The sequence below is a fragment of the Shewanella decolorationis S12 genome (genome assembly GCF_000485795.1).
In the GTDB taxonomy this organism is placed as follows: Bacteria; Pseudomonadota; Gammaproteobacteria; order Enterobacterales; family Shewanellaceae; genus Shewanella; species Shewanella decolorationis.
Window position 1 is genome coordinate 51721 of the sequence record NZ_AXZL01000048.1, and the last position, 22760, is coordinate 74480.

General features: G+C 48.3%; 21 protein-coding genes, 1 tRNA gene, 1 rRNA gene and 1 pseudogene. 10 read left to right on the forward strand and 14 right to left on the reverse strand.

Annotated features, from left to right (window positions below; genetic code table 11):
* Positions 1 to 221 precede the first annotated feature (221 nt).
* On the forward strand, positions 222 to 1706 hold the full coding sequence (gene gtfA, locus SHD_RS03760) for a sucrose phosphorylase (RefSeq protein ID WP_023265920.1): 1485 nt from the start codon (positions 222 to 224) through the stop codon (positions 1704 to 1706).
* Between the two features lie 60 nt (positions 1707 to 1766).
* Here gtfA and SHD_RS03765 read toward each other — a convergent pair whose 3' ends face one another.
* From SHD_RS03765 to SHD_RS03780, 4 genes are all read right to left on the reverse strand, one after another.
* Positions 1767 to 2795 (reverse strand): LacI family DNA-binding transcriptional regulator, encoded by a 1029-nt coding sequence (locus SHD_RS03765; protein ID WP_023265921.1) that lies wholly within the window; start codon positions 2793 to 2795, stop codon positions 1767 to 1769.
* 89 nt (positions 2796 to 2884) lie between these two features.
* Positions 2885 to 4354, reverse strand: coding sequence for an MFS transporter (locus SHD_RS03770; RefSeq protein ID WP_039977437.1), 1470 nt, complete (start codon positions 4352 to 4354; stop codon positions 2885 to 2887).
* A gap of 24 nt (positions 4355 to 4378) precedes the next feature.
* Entirely contained in the window at positions 4379 to 4843 is a 465-nt protein-coding gene (locus SHD_RS03775) for an NlpC/P60 family protein (protein WP_039977464.1), read from the reverse strand.
* A 115-nt stretch (positions 4844 to 4958) separates the two neighbouring features.
* On the reverse strand, positions 4959 to 5696 hold the full coding sequence (locus SHD_RS03780) for a sulfite exporter TauE/SafE family protein (protein WP_023265925.1): 738 nt from the start codon (positions 5694 to 5696) through the stop codon (positions 4959 to 4961).
* 134 nt (positions 5697 to 5830) lie between these two features.
* On the opposite strand from SHD_RS03780, the gene SHD_RS03785 reads away from it, so the two are divergent.
* The 5 genes from SHD_RS03785 to SHD_RS03805 all read left to right on the forward strand — a co-directional run bounded on the left by SHD_RS03785 (position 5831) and on the right by SHD_RS03805 (position 10840).
* Positions 5831 to 6757 (forward strand): pirin family protein, encoded by a 927-nt coding sequence (locus tag SHD_RS03785; RefSeq protein WP_023265926.1) that lies wholly within the window; start codon positions 5831 to 5833, stop codon positions 6755 to 6757.
* A gap of 240 nt (positions 6758 to 6997) precedes the next feature.
* Positions 6998 to 8044, forward strand: a complete 1047-nt coding sequence (locus SHD_RS03790; protein WP_023265927.1) for a sensor histidine kinase — start codon at positions 6998 to 7000, stop codon at positions 8042 to 8044.
* Entirely contained in the window at positions 8045 to 8734 is a 690-nt protein-coding gene (locus tag SHD_RS03795; protein WP_023265928.1) for a response regulator transcription factor, read from the forward strand.
* 44 nt (positions 8735 to 8778) lie between these two features.
* The gene (locus tag SHD_RS03800; protein WP_023265929.1) at positions 8779 to 9477 is read left to right on the forward strand and encodes a potassium channel family protein; all 699 of its coding nucleotides are present in this window, start codon (positions 8779 to 8781) and stop codon (positions 9475 to 9477) included.
* Position 9478: 1 nt separating this feature from the next.
* Positions 9479 to 10840: a TrkH family potassium uptake protein gene (locus tag SHD_RS03805; protein WP_023265930.1), complete on the forward strand. Its 1362-nt coding sequence runs from the start codon at positions 9479 to 9481 to the stop codon at positions 10838 to 10840.
* Between the two features lie 1099 nt (positions 10841 to 11939).
* On the opposite strand, the pseudogene SHD_RS21545 reads toward SHD_RS03805, so the two are convergent.
* From SHD_RS21545 to SHD_RS03840, 6 genes and pseudogenes are all read right to left on the reverse strand, one after another.
* Positions 11940 to 12113 (reverse strand): annotated as a pseudogene (locus SHD_RS21545) (transposase); the annotation flags it as partial.
* On the reverse strand, positions 12106 to 12426 hold the full coding sequence (locus SHD_RS03815; RefSeq protein WP_023265932.1) for a hypothetical protein: 321 nt from the start codon (positions 12424 to 12426) through the stop codon (positions 12106 to 12108). The gene SHD_RS03815 and the pseudogene SHD_RS21545, both read right to left, overlap by 8 nt.
* A 21-nt stretch (positions 12427 to 12447) precedes the next feature.
* The gene (locus tag SHD_RS03820; RefSeq protein WP_039977439.1) at positions 12448 to 13632 is read right to left on the reverse strand and encodes a BaiN/RdsA family NAD(P)/FAD-dependent oxidoreductase; all 1185 of its coding nucleotides are present in this window, start codon (positions 13630 to 13632) and stop codon (positions 12448 to 12450) included.
* A gap of 466 nt (positions 13633 to 14098) precedes the next feature.
* The gene (gene gpsA, locus SHD_RS03830; RefSeq protein WP_011620883.1) at positions 14099 to 15115 is read right to left on the reverse strand and encodes an NAD(P)H-dependent glycerol-3-phosphate dehydrogenase; all 1017 of its coding nucleotides are present in this window, start codon (positions 15113 to 15115) and stop codon (positions 14099 to 14101) included.
* Positions 15116 to 15119: 4 nt separating this feature from the next.
* On the reverse strand, positions 15120 to 15605 hold the full coding sequence (secB, locus tag SHD_RS03835; protein WP_011620882.1) for a protein-export chaperone SecB: 486 nt from the start codon (positions 15603 to 15605) through the stop codon (positions 15120 to 15122).
* A 261-nt stretch (positions 15606 to 15866) separates the two neighbouring features.
* Entirely contained in the window at positions 15867 to 16301 is a 435-nt protein-coding gene (locus SHD_RS03840) for a rhodanese-like domain-containing protein (protein ID WP_011624694.1), read from the reverse strand.
* 265 nt (positions 16302 to 16566) lie between these two features.
* Here SHD_RS03840 and gpmM point away from each other — a divergent pair, with 265 nt between their 5' ends.
* Genes gpmM through SHD_RS03860 form a run of 4 tightly spaced genes read left to right on the forward strand, consistent with a single transcriptional unit; the run spans position 16567 to position 21277 of the window.
* Complete coding sequence (gpmM, locus tag SHD_RS03845) at positions 16567 to 18111, forward strand: 2,3-bisphosphoglycerate-independent phosphoglycerate mutase (protein ID WP_023265934.1); 1545 nt, start codon at positions 16567 to 16569, stop codon at positions 18109 to 18111.
* Positions 18112 to 18121: 10 nt separating this feature from the next.
* Positions 18122 to 19255 (forward strand): murein hydrolase activator EnvC family protein, encoded by a 1134-nt coding sequence (locus SHD_RS03850; RefSeq protein WP_011624692.1) that lies wholly within the window; start codon positions 18122 to 18124, stop codon positions 19253 to 19255.
* Between the two features lie 48 nt (positions 19256 to 19303).
* Entirely contained in the window at positions 19304 to 20509 is a 1206-nt protein-coding gene (locus tag SHD_RS03855; protein ID WP_023265935.1) for a S41 family peptidase, read from the forward strand.
* A 12-nt stretch (positions 20510 to 20521) separates the two neighbouring features.
* Positions 20522 to 21277: a divergent polysaccharide deacetylase family protein gene (locus tag SHD_RS03860; RefSeq protein ID WP_023265936.1), complete on the forward strand. Its 756-nt coding sequence runs from the start codon at positions 20522 to 20524 to the stop codon at positions 21275 to 21277.
* Here SHD_RS03860 and SHD_RS03865 read toward each other — a convergent pair.
* From SHD_RS03865 to rrf, 4 genes are all read right to left on the reverse strand, one after another.
* Positions 21252 to 21707: an Rrf2 family transcriptional regulator gene (locus SHD_RS03865; RefSeq protein ID WP_023265937.1), complete on the reverse strand. Its 456-nt coding sequence runs from the start codon at positions 21705 to 21707 to the stop codon at positions 21252 to 21254. The genes SHD_RS03860 and SHD_RS03865 overlap by 26 nt on opposite strands.
* A gap of 21 nt (positions 21708 to 21728) precedes the next feature.
* Positions 21729 to 21983 carry a YkgJ family cysteine cluster protein gene (locus SHD_RS03870; protein ID WP_011624688.1) on the reverse strand — a complete coding sequence of 85 codons (255 nt, stop codon included), beginning with the start codon at positions 21981 to 21983 and terminating at the stop codon, positions 21729 to 21731.
* 305 nt (positions 21984 to 22288) lie between these two features.
* Positions 22289 to 22365 (reverse strand) — tRNA-Asp (locus SHD_RS03875).
* Between the two features lie 30 nt (positions 22366 to 22395).
* A 5S ribosomal RNA gene (gene rrf, locus SHD_RS03880) occupies positions 22396 to 22511 on the reverse strand.
* Positions 22512 to 22760 lie beyond the last annotated feature (249 nt).

Below are 22760 nucleotides of genomic sequence, written 5' to 3' on the forward strand. Positions count from 1 at the left end.
CTGAAGCTAGCTAAGCTCCAAACAGCTTTAGGCATTATTTATGTACAGCAGTGAGCTAATCCCCCCAAAACCTAAGACTAACTCAAAAATCAAACAAACCACTTGAATAATGTTTCACATTGGTTAAATATACAACTTAATCGATTAAGTTTGTTTGCGCAATTTATAAATAAACGCGGTCAAACTTTACTCTGGGAAGGCAACTCAAACGTGGGCAAAGTATGAAAAATCAAGTGCAATTGATCACCTATGTCGATCGGATAACCGGTGCCGGACTCAAAGAACTCAAAGCCTTACTCAATAACGAATTGCAGGGGTTATTTGGGGGCGTTCACTTATTGCCCTTTTACTATCCCATCGATGGCAGCGATGCGGGTTTTGATCCCATAGACCATGTGCAGGTGGATTCACGCTTAGGTGATTGGGACGATGTCAAAAGCATAGGTGAAGAGTTCGACATCATGGCCGACTTGATCGTTAACCATATGTCCGCGGAGTCTCCCGAGTTTAAAGATGTGCTCAAGCATGGCAAACAATCGGCTTACTGGGATTTATTCCTAACCAAGGACAAGGTATTCCCCGAAGGATTAAGCGAGCAGGATCAAAAAGCTATCTACCGCCCTCGCCCAGGGAGCTGTTTTAGCACTTACACCTTAGCGGATGGTTCAACGGAAGAGTTTTGGACCACCTTTACCCGCAACCAGATCGATATCGACGTTAATTCCGCAGCAGGTAAGGATTACTTAAACCGCGTATTGGCGCGATTTAACCACAGCAAAGTCAATTTAATCCGCTTAGATGCCGCAGGTTATGCAATCAAAAAGCCCGGCACTAGCTGCTTTATGATTGAGGAGTCCTTCGAGTTCGTGGATAAATTAGCAAAGCAAGCCAATCAGTTAGGCATGACAACCCTAGCCGAAATCCACTCACATCATATGACGCAAATCGATATCGCCAAACGGGTCGATATGGTTTACGACTTTGCATTACCGCCGCTGATTTTACACACGCTCTTCAGCCAAGATTGTCGCGCCCTGAGCCACTGGCTTGAAATGGCGCCTCGCAACTGCATTACCGTACTCGATACCCACGATGGTATTGGCATTATCGATGTCGGCCCAATGGATGGCTTGCGCGGATTATTAGACGAAAAACAAATCGATAATCTAGTTGAAACCATACACAGCAACAGTCAAGGCGAGAGTTTACAAGCCACAGGGGCGGCCGCCAGCAATGTCGATTTGTATCAAATCAACTGCACCTACTACGATGCCCTAGGGCAAAATGACCTAGATTACTTGATGGCGCGAGCAATTCAGTTTTTCGCACCGGGTATTCCACAGGTCTACTACACAGGCCTGCTTGCCATACCAAACGACATGACGTTGCTGAATCAAACCCACGTCGGCCGAGACATTAATCGCCCCTATTTAAACCGAGAAAAGGTGCAACAAGCCCTGCAAAAACCTGTCGTTAACGCTTTAATTAAATTGATAAGACTGCGTAATAGTAGCGCAGCATTCAATGGCGGCTTTTCGATGGCTGCCAGTGGAAAATCACTAACACTCACATGGTCTGCACAAAGTGCATCGGCCAGTTTTAATCTCGACTTTGCCCATAAACAAGGGCTGATCACCCTGCTTGATGAGCAAGGCATCGAAACCCAAATTGCCTTGACCGACCTGCTTACCCCTGCGCAGGGGTAAATACCAAACATAAAACAAAAGGCGCTTTAACAGCGCCTTTTGCATTTAAAAATCAATATATTAGCAGCTTTTACCTAACCGTAATTCATACCCTAATACCTGAGCATGCACGGCATCGTCGATAAACATCTGCGCCGCCATTTGGCCTTTTTGCTCTGAGTATTGATAAACCGTGGTCAGCGGTGGAGTTGAGCGAGTTGCCTCATCAATACCATCAAATCCCACAACACGAATATCCTCTGGAATTGCTAATCCCATGGCCTGCGCCTCACCCAGCACACTGAGAGCAATCAAGTCACTCATGCATAAAAATACATTGGGTCTTGGGGTCGAATTCAGTGCCTCCTTAGCCGCTATCCGTGCATATTCCGCATTACTTTCTGGAATATTCCAAATCCGATCATTACCAAGGGTGACACCCGTTTCCTCAATCGCCTGTAAGTATCCCTGCAACCTCTGGTGTGCAATCGACATATCGATTTCGAGCAAATTCAAATCGTAAACTCGGCAGGTTAAATGGGTATCGAGCAACCTTAACCCTAATACAGCCACCTGATCGGTGGGAGATTTTAACGCTAATTTGGCCACCTCATAGGCGGCTAACTTATTGTCGATGCTGACAGAAGCGTTGCGGTGGATATCAAAATCCACAGTAACCACCTTCTTCTTAACTTGTTTTAGTTGCTCGGCAAGCAAGGCATTGCGCGGGCGACCATAACAAATAAACCCATCCACAAAATCGGCCACCGCATTCACACTGTCGGAGCTGCCAGAAAACAACAATAAGTTGAGTTTTTCCCGCTCCAGTACCGCTGCCACTCCTTTCATAAACTTACTGGCGACAGGATCGGACACCATATATTCAACACTATCGGACAATACCAGCGCGACGGTATCAAATTTGCCCCTACGTAAGGATTGAGCCGCCTTGTTTGGGCCAAAGTAACCCAATTTGGAGCAGGCGGCCAAAATCTCGTTGCGGCGCTTTTCCGAAAGCTGATCGGGACGATTAAAAGCATTAGAAACAGTGGCATTAGAGACACCTAGCTCGTTTGCTATGCTCTTTAAGGTCCAGTTTTTAGTTGTCATGCAGAATTCCTGGCAAAGAATGGGGTCACAGCGGAAGCTAACCTATCGCAAATACTACACAGCTTAAATCCGTCGTGCACCAACAAATCTTATTCGTGATTGGCAGCATCGCTCTCGTGATCCTTAAGCAAGGTTGCGGGCGAGAGATAGCCGACAATCGCGCAGCTAAACGCCACCAGAGCCGCCGCGATAAAGCCCCATTGGAAGGCGTGATGCACAACCTCTATGGGTAACTGCTTTATCGCTGCAATCCCCACCTGCGCACCTTCGAGCGGTAACAAGCCATATAACAACAGACTGAATAGGGCCGTGCCAATTGCCGCGCCCATGGAACGACTCAAGGACACCATAGCAGTGATTTGGCTTAAACGCGCCTTGCCCGACACACTCTGCACCACCAGCTGCACGCTGGGCATCACAGTCCCTAAACCAATACCCACCAGCACACCTAAGGTGCCAATAAGATCCGCATTCGGTGGCACTAAACCGATTAAGAGCAATCCGATAAATGCCAGCAACATTCCGAAAGTCGGCAACCATTTAGGCGCCACATCCCGGCTCAACAACCTGCCCGCTATGGTGGATCCCGTCACTATGCCAAAGGTCATTGGCATCAACAGCAAGCCCGTTTTGGCCGGATTAGTGTGTAAGCCAACCTGTAAGTAAATGGGTAAAAAGAAGATCATCGCAAACAGGCAGGCGGCAAACAGTGCGGCCGTGAAGAGCGGCATATAAATGGCTTTATTGGCGAGTAAATCAAGCGGCAGGAAAGGACTGTCACGCTGACGCTCCCACCACAGTAGCACAACGGCGCCCACACAGATAAATCCCATAAAGCCTAAGCTTGTGGCCGATAGCCAAGCAAAATCTTGCCCTGCCACAGATAACCAATACAACAGCGCCGTAATGATAGTGGGAAATAGCAACACGCCGAGCAAGTCAAACCGCCCTTGCCGTACGGGTTTAACACTCTGTTTATGCAAGCGATTAAGCCGCCAAACCGCCAGCATGACCAAAGGAATATTCGCCCAAAATAACCAGTGCCAAGAATAGGCATGCACCACAAAGCCGCCAATCACTGGGCCGCCCACACTGGCGAGGGTAAACATAGCAGCAAAATACCCCTGAAAACGCGCCCGTTGCCGTATCGGCACCAATTCCCCCACAAGGGATTGGGACAGACTCATCAGCCCGCCACCGCCGAGGCCTTGGAGGATCCGCCCGGCAATCATATGGTCCATAGTCCAAGCGCTGGCAGAAACAACCGAGCCCAGCGCAAACACCACTAAGGCGATCATCAGAATTTTAGCGCGGCCAAAGTTATCCCCCAGCCAGCCGTAAATAGGTACGCTAGCCGCCATTGCCAGCATATAGCCAATAGTGATCCACGAGGCTTGCCTGAGGCCGCCCAAATCTTCAACGATGGCAGGAGTTGCGGTGGCGAGTAGGGTTTGATCGACCGCCGCCAGAAACATGGGTAAGAAAACGGCGGAGAAAATCGCCAGAAAAACCGAGGTGGGCAGAGGCTCATGCGGGGACGAAGCAGGCGCTGGGGTCATAGAGTCTCCACCTGTGATTAAGGCTTAAATTCGCCTTGCATTCCAATACTTTGATGCCCAATAACTATTAAGCAGGCTCGAAATTTTTACCCCATGGCTCGTCGAGACATGGAGAAAATTATTCCCGCCCACATAAATGCCAACATGGTGCGTGCTCCAACCCGTTTTGAAAAATACCAAGTCACCTTTACGCAGTTGATCCCGCGCCACGGGTTTGCCGAGAGCTTGCTGCGCTTGAACGGTGCGCGGCAAAGTCATGCCCAGCATTTTTTGATAGGCGACCGACACAAAGGCCGAGCAATCAATGCCTTTCTTGGTCGCGCCCCCTAAACGATAGGGCACGCCGCGCCATTCGGAATGCAATTCGGCGATATTGCTATCATTCCATACCGAGACGGGTTCAACTTGCTTTACCACAGGCTTAGGTTCTGGCGCGCTCGCACAGGCGCCAAGACCTAAGGCCAAGATAACTATCAGTAATCGTTTCATTAGCGTAAAACTCATCGCGGGTAATTCTTGCGTAATATCGGGTGCTATCAAAGCGATAACTAACATACCGTGAAAAAAACGATGGTAACAGCCTAAGCTAATCCCAAGCTTAAAACTATAACGCCGTGCACAGTAAACGAATACCCACCAGTACCATTAAAATCAAGATGATACGCTTAAACAGCCTATCGCTGATTTTATCTTGGATCGACAGCCCCAGTTTTACGCCTAACCAAGCCAAAGGCGCAAGCAACAAGGAGATCAGAATGTTACCTTGGTTAATTTGCCCAAGCAGACTGTAGGGCACCAACTTAACCAGATTCACCACCGCAAAAAACACCACGGCCGTGGCTAAAAACTCTGGTTTAGCCAAGCGTAACGGCAGCAAATAGGCATTGAGTGGCGGCCCGCCCGCATGGGCCACAAAGCTGGTAAAACCTGCGGTTAAGCCGCAGAGCCGCCCCACGAGTGGCGAAGGCGTTGCTTGGGTTTTATCCCCTAAAACCAAGCCATAAAGACCAAACCCTAAGGATACACAGCCTAAAATAGCCCGTAAGTAATCTTCGTTTAATCGGTCGAACAGCCAATAGGCTATGCCTATGCCCACAATCGCCGCGGGTAAAAGGATCCATAATTGGCGTGGATTATGTTGGCCCCACCACGAACGAACACTTAAAAAATCCATATAAATCAGCAAAGGTAACATGATTGCCGCCGCGGTTGCCGGGCTTATGGCCAGCGCTAGCAGGGGCACAGTCAAACCACCGACGCCGCCGGCAAAACCCGATTTAGAGATCCCAGTGATCAACACCGCAGGAATCGCCACCAGCCAAAAAAGAGGGTCTGTTAACATCCCTTATTCCCAATATTGCGTTAAAGTCATTAAGGTCGAGCATCGAGTAACAGACCTTGAGGGCGAAACATCGCCTCGCTGCACCAGCATAAATGTTAAGTCTATCCGTGTCTAAATGAAGATAAGGAGTCGAGATGAGTCAAATGCAAACATCGCCATTTTACGGCGGCCCAAGGGAATGTCCCGTCGAAGATGGGCGGATCCAAATCCAGCAGATTGCCCCAAAAATCAGTGATGTGGGCGGGATACCCGTAGCGCGGGCGATTCCACAAAAACCGCGTCGACTCATAGGCCCTTGGTGTTTTCTGGATCATATTGGCCCAGTCACCGACGGCCCCTTAATGAATGTGGGCGAGCATCCCCATATCGGCCTTCAAACCTTCACTTGGATGCTGGAGGGAGAAATCATGCACAGGGACAGCCTAGGTAGCGCCCAAGTGATCCGCCCGAGGCAAGTAAACCTGATGACCGCGGGCAATGGCATAGCCCACACCGAAGAGTCCGTCGAAGGTCATCGCACTATGCATGCGGTACAGCTATGGATTGCGCTGCCGCTGGAACACAAAGACACAGCTCCGAGGTTCGACCATTATCCCCAGCTGCCCACTTGGCAGGAGGCGGGCGCCGAATTCACCCTATTGATTGGCTCGTGGAAGGATAAACAGGCGCCCACACTGCACTTTTCGCCGGTCGTCGCGCTTGATATCTTCGCAGCAGAGGCCACTCAACTAACACTCAGGCTGGTTCCGCGCTTTGAATATGGCCTAATGCCGCTCGAGGGCCGATTCGATATCGACGATGAATCCTTTGATAACAATAATCTCGCTTACCTTGGCATGCTGCGCGAGAGCGTAACGCTCGACCTTCACCCTGGTGCACGTATACTGCTGATTGGCGGGGCCCCCCTCGCCGACACCGTCAGTATTTGGTGGAATTTTGTCGGCCACAGCAAGGAAGATATCGCCAGCGCCCAAGCTGATTGGGAGGCCAAGTCCCCGCGTTTTGCTACAGTGCTGGGTTATAACGGCAAACGCTTAATGCCGCCGCCCATCCCTTGGTAATCTCGGTCATTAATCCCTGCCGTTAACGCGTTAACGCGAGGCAATCGAGCTAGATTGCCTCGCTTAATGGTGGTATTGCAGCCCTTATCTGATGCAAGGCGGCGAGCAAAACCGCCAACCTGACGCTAAAGCCAGACCACACCCACACGCCAAACCCCAGAAAATTTTACGGATTTTTTACGCGCTATCCCCACAGGCCTTTGCTAAAGTACCCTTAATTTCCGCAACGCCTTAGCCGTTATGACTTTTGCAAACACAGTATCCATCAACCAATTCTGGCGCTCGCATCCCGCGTTATTTACCGCCATATTGTTAGTGATCGTACTGATAACTAGCTATTTTATTGATGTATTTTCAGGCTCGGCCATTGCCGTACTGCTTATCCTGCAACTCGCTGTGGTCGCTGTGGCCCTGCAATGCAGCGCCAATTACGCCTATTTTGTGGCCGTGTTTGGCGCTGTAAGCTTTAATTTTTTGTTTACTGCGCCACGCTATTCGTTGCAGATGTTTAATATCGAAGACATAGTCAATCTAAGCGTGTTTTTGCTGGTCGCCCTGACTAGCAGCAAATTGGCCGAACATTACCGCCGCCAGCAGCATGCACTCGAACAGGCACAACTCAGAAACAGCATTTTGCTCTCGGTCTCCCACGATTTACGCACGCCCCTTGCGACCATTATCGGCACCTTAACCACACTGAAGGAATACCAAGCCAAGCTCAACCCAGAGCAAACCGAGGAGCTTATCGACTCGGCCGCCGCCGAGAGTCATCGCCTGCACCAATATATCGAAAATCTTTTGCAAGCCACTAAGTTACAACATGGTGCGCTCAAATTTAGCCTAGATGAAGCCAATCTACGCGAAGTGCTACAGCGCACTATCGCTCGCTTTCAAACTGAGCAACCCAGAATCAAAATTCATACTGAGCCAGAGCTACCACCATTAATGATTTGCAGCTCTTTGATTGAACAGGCGATTTTTAATGTGCTCGATAATGCCCTGCATTATTCCCCCACCAACCAGCCTGTGATCGTAAGCCTCTATCGCCACCAAGATATGCTGCGTATCGATATTCAAGACTTAGGACAAGGCATAGCCCCATCTCAAAAGGAGGCGATTTTCGAACTGTTTTACCGCCAACATCCCTCTACCGATGGCGGAGCTGGATTGGGTCTGCCTGTCGCCAAAGGGATTATTACTGCCCATAACGGGCGTATCAGTGCCGAAAATGTTGCTCAAGGCAGCCTGATCCGCATCGCGTTACCGATAACGAAGGAAAGTGCATAAATGGCTTACAAGGTGTTAGTGGTGGATGATGAGCCACAAATCCATACCTTTATGCGGATCTCACTCGAGGCGGAAGGCTTTGAATACTTGAGCGCCACCAGCATAGCCACGGCGCTCAAACAGTACCGCAGCCATCAGCCACACCTTATCGTGCTCGACCTCGGCCTGCCAGATGGTGATGGCATCGAACTACTCCATACACTGCGCCAGCAAGATAAGACCCCCGTGTTGGTTTTAACCGCCCGCGATCAGGAGGAAGAAAAAATCCGCCTACTCGAGGCAGGCGCTAACGACTATCTAAGCAAACCCTTTGGCATCAGGGAATTAATCGTACGTATTAAGGTGTTGGTTCGTGATCTTGTGGATACCTCAAGTGGCGCCGATTTGCTGCAATTTGGCCCACTCACTCTACAAAAGAGCAGCCATCAATGCTGGCTTAACCAGCAGGAAATCGCCCTCACCAAAAAAGAGTTTGCCCTACTGGTTCAGTTAATGTCCCACCCTGGGCAATTGCTGAAACAGAGCGAACTGCTGCGCAATATCTGGGGCGAGACTCACCAAGAAGATAGTCACTATCTGCGGATTTTAGTCCGCCAACTGCGTAAAAAGCTCAACGACAGCGACGAACAACAACTGATCAAAACCGAGCCCGGTTTAGGGTATCGACTCACCGACCTCGGCCCGCCCTAGGCCAGCTCGCCTCACTCTTTAGCTCAACCACAAAAGGATATGAAATGGCACATTTTACTGTCATCGGATTAGGCCGCTTCGGCGTTGCTGTAAGCAGAGAATTGATCCACTTAGGTCATACGGTTACGGGTGTCGACAATGACCACAAAGCTGTTGAAAAATATGTAGAAAGTCTTACTGAAGCGGTGATTTGTGACTGCGCCGATGAGGCGTCGCTGCGGGAACTCGATCTTACCAGTAGTGAAGTCGTGATTGTCGCTATCGGTTTTGATATGCAATCGAGCTTGCTCTGCACCCTAGCACTGAAAAATCTCGGCGTGCAAAATATTTGGGTTAAAGCCAGCAATAAAGCACACCACACCATATTGTCTAAACTCGATGTCGCGCGGATTATTCACCCCGAGGAAGATATGGGGATCCGCGTCGCCCAGTCGCTAAACTACCCTATGGTGAATAACTTTCTCGCCATAGGTGATGGGCTCTATATTGTTGAAATCCATATTAAAGCCCATTTACATCAAGTCACAGTTGGCCAACTGCTAGGTAGCCTACAAGAAAAAAACACCGATGAGCAAACCAACGTACAACGCAGCCCTAAAGGCAAAGTCACACCGCTGATGGTTAAGCGCGGGCAGAGCGTATTTAGCAAGATTGATAGCGACTTTAGCCTGCATACAGAGGATGCTCTATTCCTCTGCGGTAGCCGTGCCGAGTTAAAACAACTCGCACCAAGGTTGGTGTAACGTGGTTCAATGGCATCCTTCGCTCCCCCTAGAGCACACACCGAAAACCAGTAAAAAACTCTTTGGCGCGCCGCCCTTTATCTTAAGTGCAAGCTTTGCTCTGCTAATCTTGGTCGGCACTTGCTTGCTTAAACTGCCTATTGCCACAGAGTCGCCTATTACTTGGCTGCAAAGCCTCTTTACCGTGACCTCAGCGGTGACAGTCACAGGGCTAGTTGTTGTCGATACCGGCAGTGTGTTCACGCCCTTTGGCCAAGTGATTATCGCGCTGTTAATTCAATGCGGCGGCCTAGGTTTGATGACCTTTGCCATCGTCACGCTAATAGCGCTGGGCGGTAAGATAGGTTTCTTACAACAAACGGTGGCGAAAGAAGCGTTTAATCAAACCGATACCTCCACCCTAGTCTCGACCGCTAAGGCCGTGCTGGTGTTTTCACTATTGGTTGAAGCCGTGGGAATGCTGATTTTATCCGTCTACTGGAGCGGCGAGCTTGGCTGGCAAACCAGCCTGTTTCATGGCTTCTTTTATACCATTAGCGCCTTTAATAACGCGGGTTTTGCCCTAAGCCCAGATAGCTTAATCCCCTATGTGGCAGACCCAGTTATCAACCTCACCATCACCGGCTTATTTATTGTGGGTGGCCTTGGCTTTTCGGTTTGGATTGACCTTAAACGCAATAAACGTTGGTCGAAACTCACCGTCTACAGCCGTATGATGATTACTGGCACCGTACTAATCAACGCCGTAGCCGTGATAGCCATTTACCTGATTGAGTACAACAACCCCAACACCCTCGCGCCCTTAAGCGAACTCGGCAAATGGTTGGCCTCTTGGTTTCAAGCCGTAACCCCGCGCACCGCAGGCTTTAACACCCTACCCATAGACCAACTCGAGGATGGTTCCACCCTATTGATTTTAGTGTTGATGTTTATCGGCGGCGGCTCCCTCAGTACCGCCAGCGGCATTAAAGTCGTGACCTTTATGGTGCTTATTCTCGCCACCTACGGCTATTTACGTCGCGATGAAGCCGTGTATGTGTTTAAGCGCGAAATCCCCAAAGACACCATTAGCAAGGCGCTCGCCCTGACGATGATCTCCATCGGCGTCACTTGGCTGGCAATATTCGCCCTCGTGCTCACCGAAAAAGCCCCGATAATGGATATCGCCTTCGAAGCCGTATCCGCCCTCGGCACCGTCGGACTTTCCCGCGGATTGACAGGCAATTTATCCAGTGCAGGCCAAGGGATTATCATCTTTATGATGTTTATGGGACGCCTCGGCCCACTAATGTTGGCCTACTTTCTTGCCAACCCAAGGGTAAAGAAACTGCGCTATGCAGAAACCAAATTGGCAATTGGGTAAGGAAAACACTAAGGCGCGCCCAAAAAAATAATTCGCTTAGCTATGAGCTATCAACAACCGACACAGTGGGGCATTAATGTAATAATTAGCGCGCCCCACTTTTTGTTTCGTTAAAAAAGCGAGTCTATATAGACAAATTTTACTCTTTTTTATCCTGAAAATATTCAATATGTATAGTTTTTCAAATTTCTTCAATGCTTAACCAAGCATAATCAGAGGTTAACTACTGCGCAATTAAGCCTAGATGTCCAGTTTTGCAGCCTCAAGTAAAGTTAAGCATAAATTCGTCTAAATCTTTTGCGATTGTATCTATCGTTTTCTTTTCTGACTGCTGAAGAACTGCTGCATGATAAGAAAATTTGTTACGCAATTGCTGAAAGTTTAATTGGTAGCTTTTTCCACTCAATATGGTTTCAATCGGATTATTGTAGCCTTTGAATAGACCCAGCAAACCAGACCTTTGGTCTAAACTACTTTTTATGGATGCTGCGACATTTACGACATCATGGTAATCATCACAAAACTGCCTTAGCATCGTCTCATAATTAAATTGACTAATTTGAAATTCATTTTCTAAAGCAACACGATTTTTTAATTCATTGATTTGGTGAAAAATATAAGATAAACGTAAATAAATATTAGATACGTCTATCTGAGCTATTAATCCAATATTCCGTTTATAATTTTTCGTTTAAGTCTAAAGAGTTTGTTGGGTTTCTCATTTCTTCAAAAACATTCATTATTAGTTTTTTGAACAAATCTAATACATAGTTCGGATCAGTTAGTTCCATAATCTTACCTAAAAAATAGAATCACCCGAAGTAAACAATAACATAATCACTTTCGATTTTCCGACAATAAATTTGGCCGACTAAATTTGACCACCCAATTTAAATAAACAACATAACGGACTTTCAGTTTGCCTACAACTTGTAAAAGTTAATATTATTTAAAAAAGAACCATCAAAAACCGTAGGGGCAGCTTCTGAGGCAAAAATTAGCACTAATTCATTAAAAATCGTGTATTTCAGACGAGGTAAGTCATCCCATAGTGCTTGGGAAGTGTTAGGCAATGATTGCTGTCGAAGGGATATAGTCGCTATCTGTTGCAATGAAAGTGCTGACAGCTTGCCGCAAAGTGCCGTCGTCGCTTTTCAAGATGTTCGCAGTAATCGCTCAGTTCTTGCAAGGTTCCTACTGGGCCATGAAATAGCTTGCCAAAATCTGTGATCAGCTTGAGCCAATTGTCATGGGGGATATTTAATTTACGTATTCCACCGCGCTAACTGAGAATTTCCCAATATAAATTCGATCTCATTTTGCGACAGTACATTTGCATCTTCGGATTCAAGCACTTTAAGATCTAAATGACATCCCATATTGGCACAAAAGAACTGTACTATTTTCAATCTAAAACTAGTAAGTTCATTCGCCTCTAACTCTTTGCTTGCGCTACTTAGCAACTTGAGAGCATCAACTCTTATACGGACGTATTCTTCATCAACCCAATGTTCATCTGAGTCATCCTTAAAATTGTTATGGCAAGCGATTTCAAGTTCATTTAATTTTTCTAAATATTTCTTCAAACTTTATTGTTCCCAAACAGACTAAACCGATTGTCCAGCCGCCACGCCAGATGCCCAGGCCCATTGGAAGTTAAAGCCGCCTAACCAACCACTTACGTCCATCACTTCGCCGATAAAAAACAGGCCGGGGACTTTTATGGCTTCCATGGTTTTGGAGGAAAGTTCATGGGTATCCACGCCGCCGAGAGTGACTTCGGCGGTGCGATAGCCTTCGGTGCCATTCATTAACACCGTCCAGCGGTGCAGATCGTCGACTAACTTGGCACGTTCTGCATGAACCAGCTGATTTAAGGCTTTGTTGAGTAAAGCCTCATCGAATAACACTTCCACCAGCCGCTTAGGTAACCACTGGCTTAAGGTATTACGCAGACTCTGTTTAGGATGTGCGGCCAGTTGTTGCTCTATGGCCTGTGCGGCATCCATATTGGGTAATAGATTGATTTCTATAGTTTCGCCCGCTTTCCAATAGTTGGAAATCTGCAAAATAGCGGGGCCAGATAAGCCTCTGTGGGTAAAGAGCAAGGCTTCACTAAAGGCGGTGCCATCTTTGGCAGTAATACGGCTAGGTACCGCAATGCCCGACAGCGGTTCGAAGCGAATTTTATCTTCGCTGTGCCAAGTAAAAGGCACCAGACCCGCGTGAGTTGGCAACACCTTAAGCCCAAACTGCTCGGCCAATTGATAGCCGTAAGGCGTGGCGCCAAGTTTTGGCATGGATAAACCGCCGGTGGCGATCACTAAGGAGTCGCAACTTAACTCGCCATTTGAGGTGTTTAGCTCAAAGCGGCCTGCTTCGGTTTTGCTCACCGTCAGAATATCGGTGCGAAGTTTAATGCTCACGCCCGCCCACTCACATTCGGTCAGCAGCATAGTGACTATCTCTTTGGCCGAGTCATTACAGAACAGCTGGCCATGGTCACGCTCGTGGTATTCAATGCCGTGGCGCTCAACCAGTTCAATAAACTGCTGCGATGGATAACGTGCCAATGCGGATTTGACAAAGTGCGGGTTACCACAGATAAAGTTGGCGGGTTCGACTTTAAGGTTGGTAAAGTTACAACGGCCGCCACCGCTGATAAGGATTTTACGCCCAGCCTGCTTGGCATTATCGAGTACCAGTACATCACGACCTCGGTAACCCGCTGTTGCAGCACACATTAATCCTGCGGCGCCGGCTCCGATAATAATTACATCATGATGTTTCACACTCATACTCCAGTCGATAAATTGATTTGGCCATTGTCATCATCCCAAATAGTTAAAAGACTTGGTTACGCTATTGGTCTTTGATATTGGGGTAGATATTCCGCGTTCAGCATCCAGCCTTAATGGATACAGCCAATGCAGACTGCTGCCTATCACATTAAGGCGGTGGCGATCGGACATAAATCCCCTCTTTCACCAACTGACCTCCAGGGATGGAGGAAATGCCCGCCTGATGTAGGGAACATCAAGGGCCATGGCAATCGGGGATACTTCTTGCACCAGAAGTCCACGTATAAATCCCCTCTTTCACCATCTGACCTCCAAGGATGGAGGAAATGCCCGCCTGATGTAGGGAACATCATGGGCCATGGCGATCGGGGATACTTCTTGCACCAGAAGTCCACGTATAAAAAAGGGCGCTATTTTAGCACCCTTTATTTTATTCAGCATCATCACGGCTTGCGCTTTATTGCGCTGGCGTTTCTGATTTCTTTTCTCTGCTGAGCAGTTCTTTGGCGGCATCCAAGGGCGCTTTGCCTTGGTATAGCACTTGGTAGATTTGCTCGGTGATCGGCATTTCGACGCCCATGCGCTTCGCTAGGGTAAACACTTCTTTAGTATTGCGATAACCTTCAACCACTTGGCCGATTTCGGCTTGGGCGGTATCCACATCGCAGCCTTTACCTAAGGCTAACCCAAAGCGGCGGTTACGGGATTGGTTGTCGGTACAAGTCAACACTAGGTCGCCTAACCCAGCCATACCCATAAAGGTGGCAGTGCTGGCGCCTAAGGCTTCGCCTAAACGGGTTAACTCGACTAAACCACGGGTGATTAACGCCGTTCTGGCATTAGCACCAAAGCCAATACCGTCGGACATCCCCGCGCCAATGGCGATAACGTTCTTCACCGCGCCGCCTAATTGCAGGCCGATAAAGTCGTCGTTAGCGTAAACACGTAAGCGTTTAGGGCTATGCAGCAATTCCACTAGCTCAGCGGTAAATTTCGGACAGGTGCCCGCAACCGAAATCGCCGTAGGTAACCCCATGGCTAATTCCTTCGCGAACGTCGGTCCTGACAATACCGCCAGCGGATATTGCTCGCCTAACACATCACGGGCCACATCTTGCAGCAAACGTCCGGTTTCAGGCTCGAGTCCTTTGGTCGCCCATACGATGCGAGCATCTTGGCGTAACAAAGGTTTAGCTTGGGCCAATACAGAGCCAAACACATGGCTAGGCACCACAACCAGCACATTATTGCTGGCCGCTAAGGCTTTGGCTAAGTCGGCTTCGATATGTAAACACTCGGGGAAGGCAATACCAGGCAGGAATGCTTGGTTGCATTTGTCCTGAGCGAGCGTTTGCATATGGGCAGGATCGTGCCCCCACAACAAGGTCTTATGACCATTGCTGGCTAAAGAGATGGCAAGGGCGGTGCCATAAGAGCCCGCCCCTAACACCGTGATATCGGCAGAGTTTTTCATGTAATTAAGCGTTAGCTTCTTCGGCTGCTGGTGCAGCGGCTGCGGCTTGACGTTGTTGCACGTATTGTGCGAACAGAGCGTCGAAGTTTACTGGTGCTAAGTTCAGTTGTGGGAAAGTGCCACGACCCACTAAGCTACCTACAGCTTCACGCGCATATGGGAATAGGATGTTAGGGCAGTATGCACCTAATGAGTGAGCCAGTTGTGGCTCAGTGAGACCTGCGATTGAGAAGATACCCGCTTGTTGTACTTCACACAGGAATGCAGTTTCGCCAGCGTTTTGTGCTGTCACAGTCAAAGACAGAACTACTTCGTATACGTCGTCGGCTAATTTAGCGCTGCGAGTGTCTAAATCTAACTTAACTTCTGGATTCCATTCTTTTTGGAATACAGCTGGGCTGTTAGGTGTTTCGAAAGAAACATCTTTGGTGTAAACACGTTGGATGTTGAATTGTGGGGCTTGTTGTTCGTTGTTTGCTACTTCAGCCATAATTTCCTACCTATCCTATCAATGTTATGCCAACGCTTATCCGGCTGGCTTTTTGTCTATTTCGCTCGGGCTTGTGCTTTGATGCCTGTATGAGATCTCAGTACCGTCCCAACGTTCCCTTAACGGGGTACTTTTGAAGTCAATCTAAATACTTAATTTAAGCCCTTAGTGACCACAGGATTAGTATGCCAAACAATGATGACGCTACGGCTGCATAAATCAATTAACTATGCAGCACTGCGCATAACTGCCGCCGACAACTTATCTTTTGCTTTTTGAAACAGGCATATTCGCTGCCTGCCATTCACCCATACCACCTTTCAAGTTATATAGGTTTTCAAAACCTTGTTTACTTAAAAGCTGAGCCGCTTGAGACGAGGTCATGCCAGCATTGCATACCAGTATAATGGGACTGCCTTTGAACTTTTCAAGGGCTGAAACCTGATTATTTTTGATATCCGCGAGCGTAACGTTAACTGCATCAACAATATGGCCCTTACGGAACTCGTCATTTGAACGCACATCCACGACTTTAGCGTCTTGTCGGTTTACCATAATAGTGAGTTCTTGATGAGTGACATTTTTGATTTTTGAAAAGCTCGATTTGATCACACTGACCACAAGCATTACAAACAAACCCACCCAAGCCAGACTTAGCAGAGTGTGAGCCTTAAAAAATTCGATATATTCTTGCATGGTTACAGCCCGTATAAATGGCGAAAAATTCGATAAGGGCACAGAGTATACCCATTGCCTTGGCAGATTGCAGCAGTTTAGTCACAGTTCTAGAACACAGCTCAGCCCTTGCGCCATCTCGCTTCTCTTGGCGCTCACAGAATCGGCTCAAATAGCGATTCGATGACCTTAATCTAGGTAAAGCGCTTTTTCGTACCCCGCTTACGTAGTAATATTTAACCAATTTCAGATTTCTTTAGCTTCCTTAAACTTTAAAGGTATCACCATGACGACAACTAAACGTCCAATCGCGTTGTTGATCCTCGATGGCTGGGGTTACCGTGAAAATACGCATATGAATGCGGTTTACCACGCCAACACACCAGTGCTCGACCGTCTCAACGCCCAATATGCCCACGGTTTAATTTCAGGTTCAGGCTTAGATGTAGGCTTGCCCGATGGGCAGATGGGGAACTCTGAAGTAGGCCATATCAACTTAGGTTCTGGCCGAATCGTTTACCAAGAGCTGACCCGCATCAGCAAAGCCATTGCAGATCATGAGTTTGAACAAAACCCAGCCCTTTGTGATGCCGTCGATGCGGCCATCAAAGCCGGTGGTGCAGTGCACATTATGGGTCTGCTCTCTCCCGGTGGCGTACACAGCCATGAAGAGCATATCGAAGCCATGTGCCGTATGGCCGTAGCGCGCGGTGCCACTAAAGTGTACTTGCATGCCTTCTTAGACGGTCGCGATACCCCACCTCGCAGCGCCAAAGGCAGCCTAAGCCACTTTGATGATCTGTTTACTACATTGGGCCATGGCCGTATCGCCTCGATTATTGGTCGTTACTTTGCTATGGACCGCGATAACCGCTGGGACCGCGTGTCTCAGGCTTACGATCTTATCACCCAAGGCAAGGCGAAGTTCCAATACGATAACGCCGTGACCGCGTTAGAAGCCGCTTATGGCCGTGATGAAAACGATGAGTTTGTGTCGTCTTCTGCCATTACCGACAGTGAAGGAAAGGTTGCCAGCTTGAACGATGGCGACGCGCTGATTTTCATGAACTTCCGCGCCGACCGTGCTCGTCAAATCACCCGCAGCTTTATCAATGCCGATTTCGACGGTTTTGAACGTGCGGTGACGCCAAAGGTTAACTTTGTAACGCTGACCGAATACGCGGCCGATATCAAAGCGCCTATCGCTTATCCTTCTGAAAACCTAGTGAATACCTTAGGTGAAGTGCTACAAAACCGTGGCCGTACTCAGTTACGTATCTCCGAAACTGAAAAATACGCCCATGTGACCTTCTTCTTCAACGGCGGTAAGGAAGAGCCATTCAACGGTGAAGATCGCATCCTGATCAACTCACCTAAAGTGGCAACCTACGACTTACAACCCGAGATGAGCTCAACCGAGTTGACGGATAAGTTAGTCGCGGCGATTGAATCCGCCAAATACGATGTGATTATCTGTAACTATCCGAACGGTGATATGGTGGGTCATACTGGCAACTTCGATGCGGCGGTTAAAGCCTGCGAAGCTGTTGATGCCTGTATCGGCCGCGTAGTTGATGCACTGGCGAAAGTAGGCGGCGAATGTATTATTACCGCTGACCACGGCAACGCCGAGCAGATGACCGACGAGACCACTGGCCAAGCCCATACGGCGCATACCAGTGAACTTGTACCCTTTGTGTTTGTTGGCCGTGACGCCACCATAGATGAAGGTGGTAAACTGAGCGATGTCGCCCCAACGATTCTGCACCTGATGGGTGAAACCATTCCCGCAGAGATGACGGGTAAGCCCTTAATCCACGTAAAAGAGTAGTTGTTACCTAGTGAGCACTCGACTCCCTGTTAAAGCCAGCATTATTGCTGGCTTTATGATGTTATCTTTCTCGGTCTACGCTTCTGATTTGGAGAAGCGTCAGTCCGAGTTGAAATCCATTCAAGCGCAAATCAACCAACAACAAAGCGCGCTCAAAAACACCAGTAAACAGCGGGAAAAGTTACTCGCTCTGCTGCGTAGCGATGAAGAGGCGATTGCGGCGGCAGCCAAAAAGGTCAATAGCACCAAAAACAGTTTGGCGCAGATTGATACTAAACTCGCCGAACTCAAACAACGCCAAGAAGAGTTAGAAACCCTCAAGGTCAGCCAGCAAAAAACGCTCTCAAAACAACTCTCGAGCGCCTATCTTGCCGGTAACCACGATTACACTAAGATGATGCTGAATCAGCAGAGTCCCGCCACGATTGAGCGGATGTTGGCCTATTACCAATACCTCAACAAGGCACGCATGAACTCGATTAACGAGTTAAAGAAAACCATCACCGAACTAGATGAAATTAAAGTCTCGCAAACCAGCAAGCAAAAACAATTAACTAAGCTGATGGCCGAGCAACAAGTGCAATCTAAGCGCTTGAACCAAGAACAAGATCAACGCCAGCTCACCCTAAAAGAATTACAGCGCACCCTGAACACCAAAGGCGCCGAACTCGAACAACTGCAAATTGAAGAGGCCAGCTTAAAACGAGTGGTTGAGCAAGCGCTTAAGGCGATGCGTGATAACCCCTCGATGGAAGGCTTCGATAAACAAGGCGGAAAACTCAAATGGCCGACCAAAGGTCGCGTCAGTGCCAGCTTTGGCAGCCCGAGATCCGGCCAAGTGGTGTGGAAAGGCACTATGCTCTCAGCACCCGAAGGGCAAAATATTCGCGCGGTTTCCGGCGGTAAGGTCATCTATGCCGACTGGCTAAAAGGCTTTGGCATGGTGATGGTGATCGACCATGGTAAAGGTTATATGAGCCTCTACGGCCATGCTCAGGCCCTGTTAAAAAGCCCTGGGGACATGGTCAAAACTGGTGAAGCGATTGCTTTAGTCGGACGTTCGGGTGGACAGACAGAGCCTGGCCTATACTTTGAAATAAGGTATAAGGGGCAAGCGGTCGATCCAGCCAAGTACTGTCGTTAATCAGTACTGTTGCTAAGGTAGCCGTCCCCATCAACACAGGGGACGGCTATGAAACAACTAATCCGCAATATCGTCTGCGTTGGACTCGGCCTAAGCCTAGGCCTGTCCATTAGCCTCTCCAGCCAAGAGAATGCCAAGTCATATCAGAGTGACTTCGACTACCCGCTATTGCAGGATGTATTAGAAACGGTCGAAACCTATTACGTTAAAACCGTTTCCAAAGATGAGCTGGTGCAAGCCGCCATTAAAGGGATTTTTGAGCATTTAGATCCCTATTCCAGCTTTTTAAATCACCAAGAGTTACTCGACTTAAAAGACTCCAATCGCGGCGAATACTTCGGCTTTGGTTTTGAAGTCGCCAGCGATAAAGACCATATCAGCATTATCGCGCCCTTCGCCAACTCCCCCGCCGAACAGGCTGGGATCCGGGCGGGCGATATCATTATCAAGCTGAATAACACGCCAACGACCGAAACCAATCTTGCGGATATCCTCAATCAAATCAAACAACATAGTCTGAGTAATCAGAGTATTCACCTCACCCTGAAGCACCATAATGATGACGCTCAGTTCGAGGTATCACTCAAACCTAGCACTATCACCATTCAATCTGTCACTAGCAAATTGCTGGATGGCAATATCGGCTACATTAGGCTCAGTAGCTTCCAAGAGAACTCCACCGAGGATATGGTACGCAGTTTAAGCCAGTGGCAAAACGCGCATCTCACAGGCTTAATATTAGACCTACGCAATAATCCCGGCGGCTTGCTGGATCAGGCAATCAAAATTGCGGACTTGTTTTTAGCGAAGGGCCGAATCGTCTCGACCTCTGGCCGCTTCTTCGATGCCAATTCCGACTATTACGCCTCACCGCAAACCATGTTGACCAATGTACCTATGTTAGTGCTGATCAATAAAGGCTCGGCCTCCGCCTCCGAAGTGCTCGCCGCGGCCCTGCAGGAAAATGGCCGCGCCAAACTGCTCGGTGAAACCAGCTTCGGCAAAGGCACAGTGCAAAGCCTAATCCCCATACTAAACGACGGTAATGCCATCAAGCTCACCATCGCCCAGTACAACACCCCCAGAGGGGAAAACATTCACAATATCGGCATAGTGCCCGACATTAAAGTTGCAACCGAAACTGGCTCCAATCAAAAGAATATGGCTATAATCGACGCCATCTCAGCACGAACCGATGTCAGCCAAGACAGCATAGTCACCTCGGCAATCGCTTGGATGCAACATCATGACTAATAAGCAGAAATAGTGCGTTTATTTTACATATTGACCCTTTGGGCCCTGTGCATTGCGCCAAGCAATGCGGCTCAAATCGCCCTAATCATCGATGATATTGGCTACCGCCACACCGACGAAGCTGTGCTGTCACTTCCCAGCGCAGTCACCTTGTCGGTGTTGCCACACACACCGCTCAGCAGTAAATTAGCTAAAGCCGCGCATGCCAAAGGCCATGAGATTATGCTGCACTTACCCATGCAGGCACTCAATGGTAAAGCCTTAGGTGTTGGTGGTTTAACGAATAATATGAGCGAATCACAGATCCGTAGCAGTGTACTTGCAGCCATCGCCAGTATGCCCTTTGCTAAAGGCGCCAACAATCATATGGGAAGTCTGCTGACGCAGCTCGATGATCCTATGCTATGGGTGATGGAAACGCTAAAGCAGAAGCAGCTCTACTTTGTCGATAGTATGACAACCAAGTTCACTAAGGCAGGAGATAAGGCAGATTCGCTCGGCGTGCCACTGTTACGACGCCAACTCTTTCTCGATAATGACGTCAGTGCTGCAGCGCTGGAAAAACAGTTTAATTTGATGATAAGTCAGGCTCACTCGCAAGGCAGTCTAGTGGCTATCGCCCATCCTTACCCCGAAACCATTCACTTCTTAAAAACGAACTTAGCGCGCCTAAAGGCGGAAGGCATTGAGCTAGTGCCGACATCAAACTTGCTGCCCATCGAACTAGCCCATGAGAAAGGCGCTAATCCAGCTGTAAGACAGAAATAGTCATATCTGGCAGCAGTGCCAGCAGCTCATTTCGATTACTCACAATGTCCTGCAGGCTGTATTGATCGAGCACGTTTAAATACGCCTCAACGGCTTGGGCTAACACACCCTTCAACTGACAGGCAGGAGTGAAACGACAGTAAGGTTTGCTGCAATCAATCGGAGCCAGTGAGTTCTCTAACGCACGAATAAGCTTTCCAAGGTTAATTTCGCTCGCTGGTTTACCTAAACGAAATCCGCCCATTTTGCCGCGTATGGTTTCCAGATAACCCAACTTGCCTAAGTGGTGCACAATCTTCGAGACATGATTTGGCGACAAATCGAAGACCTCGGTAATCTCCGCGATCCTAAAAAGGGTTGTTCTATCGGGCTGAACCGCCAGATACATCAGCGTGCGAACACCAAAGTCGGTATAGCGTGTTAACTGCATAATTCACCTGTCAGCAATAAACTATTGAGATGTTTGAGATTCAAGGTTTGTGATCAACCAGAGCGCCTCTTCGTTTGAATCCCCACAGACATCTAAAGACGCTTCAAAATCACTACAAACCGCAGGACGATCAGGCGAGCCGAAAATCAAACATAAATTGTCATCACTGAGCTGCACACAGCGCTCTCCAGCCGCCTTACCATTTGGCATACCAGGGATCCCACTGCTGATTGAAGGTGCAATACAGCAAGCACCGCAACCTAGACGACAATTCATTTTATTACTCGTAAAAATTGGTAAACATTATACCGTTTAATTTATCTGAGGGCAGAAACACAGTTCAATACTGCCAAGTGGCGCACAACCACCTCACCCACAAATGAAAAACTGACCTGTCCAGCCGTAAAAACTAGCAGTCTATCATAAAGAAAACCGCTAAACCCTTTTAATAAAAAGAGTGGTTTCAGAATAACTTACATAAACGAGGCTGAGTAAAACACCGCTGAAAGTGAGTCTGAGCAGATTTTTCAACACATAAACGAAAAAAGCCTCATCTTTCGATGAGGCTTATCTCTTTGTGTTGGCGGAGCGGACGGGACTCGAACCCGCGACCCCCGGCGTGACAGGCCGGTATTCTAACCAACTGAACTACCGCTCCAACTCTGTCTGGTCATTGACCAAATTAGGCGCTTGGCGATGACCTACTCTCACATGGGGAGACCCCACACTACCATCGGCGCGATTGCGTTTCACTTCTGAGTTCGGGATGGGATCAGGTGGGACCACAATGCTATTGTCACCAAGCAAATTTGTTATTCACTACCCGTCTTATTGTCGCAGGCAGTAAATTAAATTCGGAAAGCTTCTTTGAGTTCACACTTCTTAAGTGTTCATATTCAAGCTAAGTACTGTACGACCTCCAGGGAAGGAGGAAGTACTGGAAAATGTCTGGAACATTTTCAGTAAAACCCATCTGGGTTGTATGGTTAAGCCTCTCGAGTCATTAGTATCAGTTAGCTCAACGCCTCACAACGCTTACACACCTGACCTATC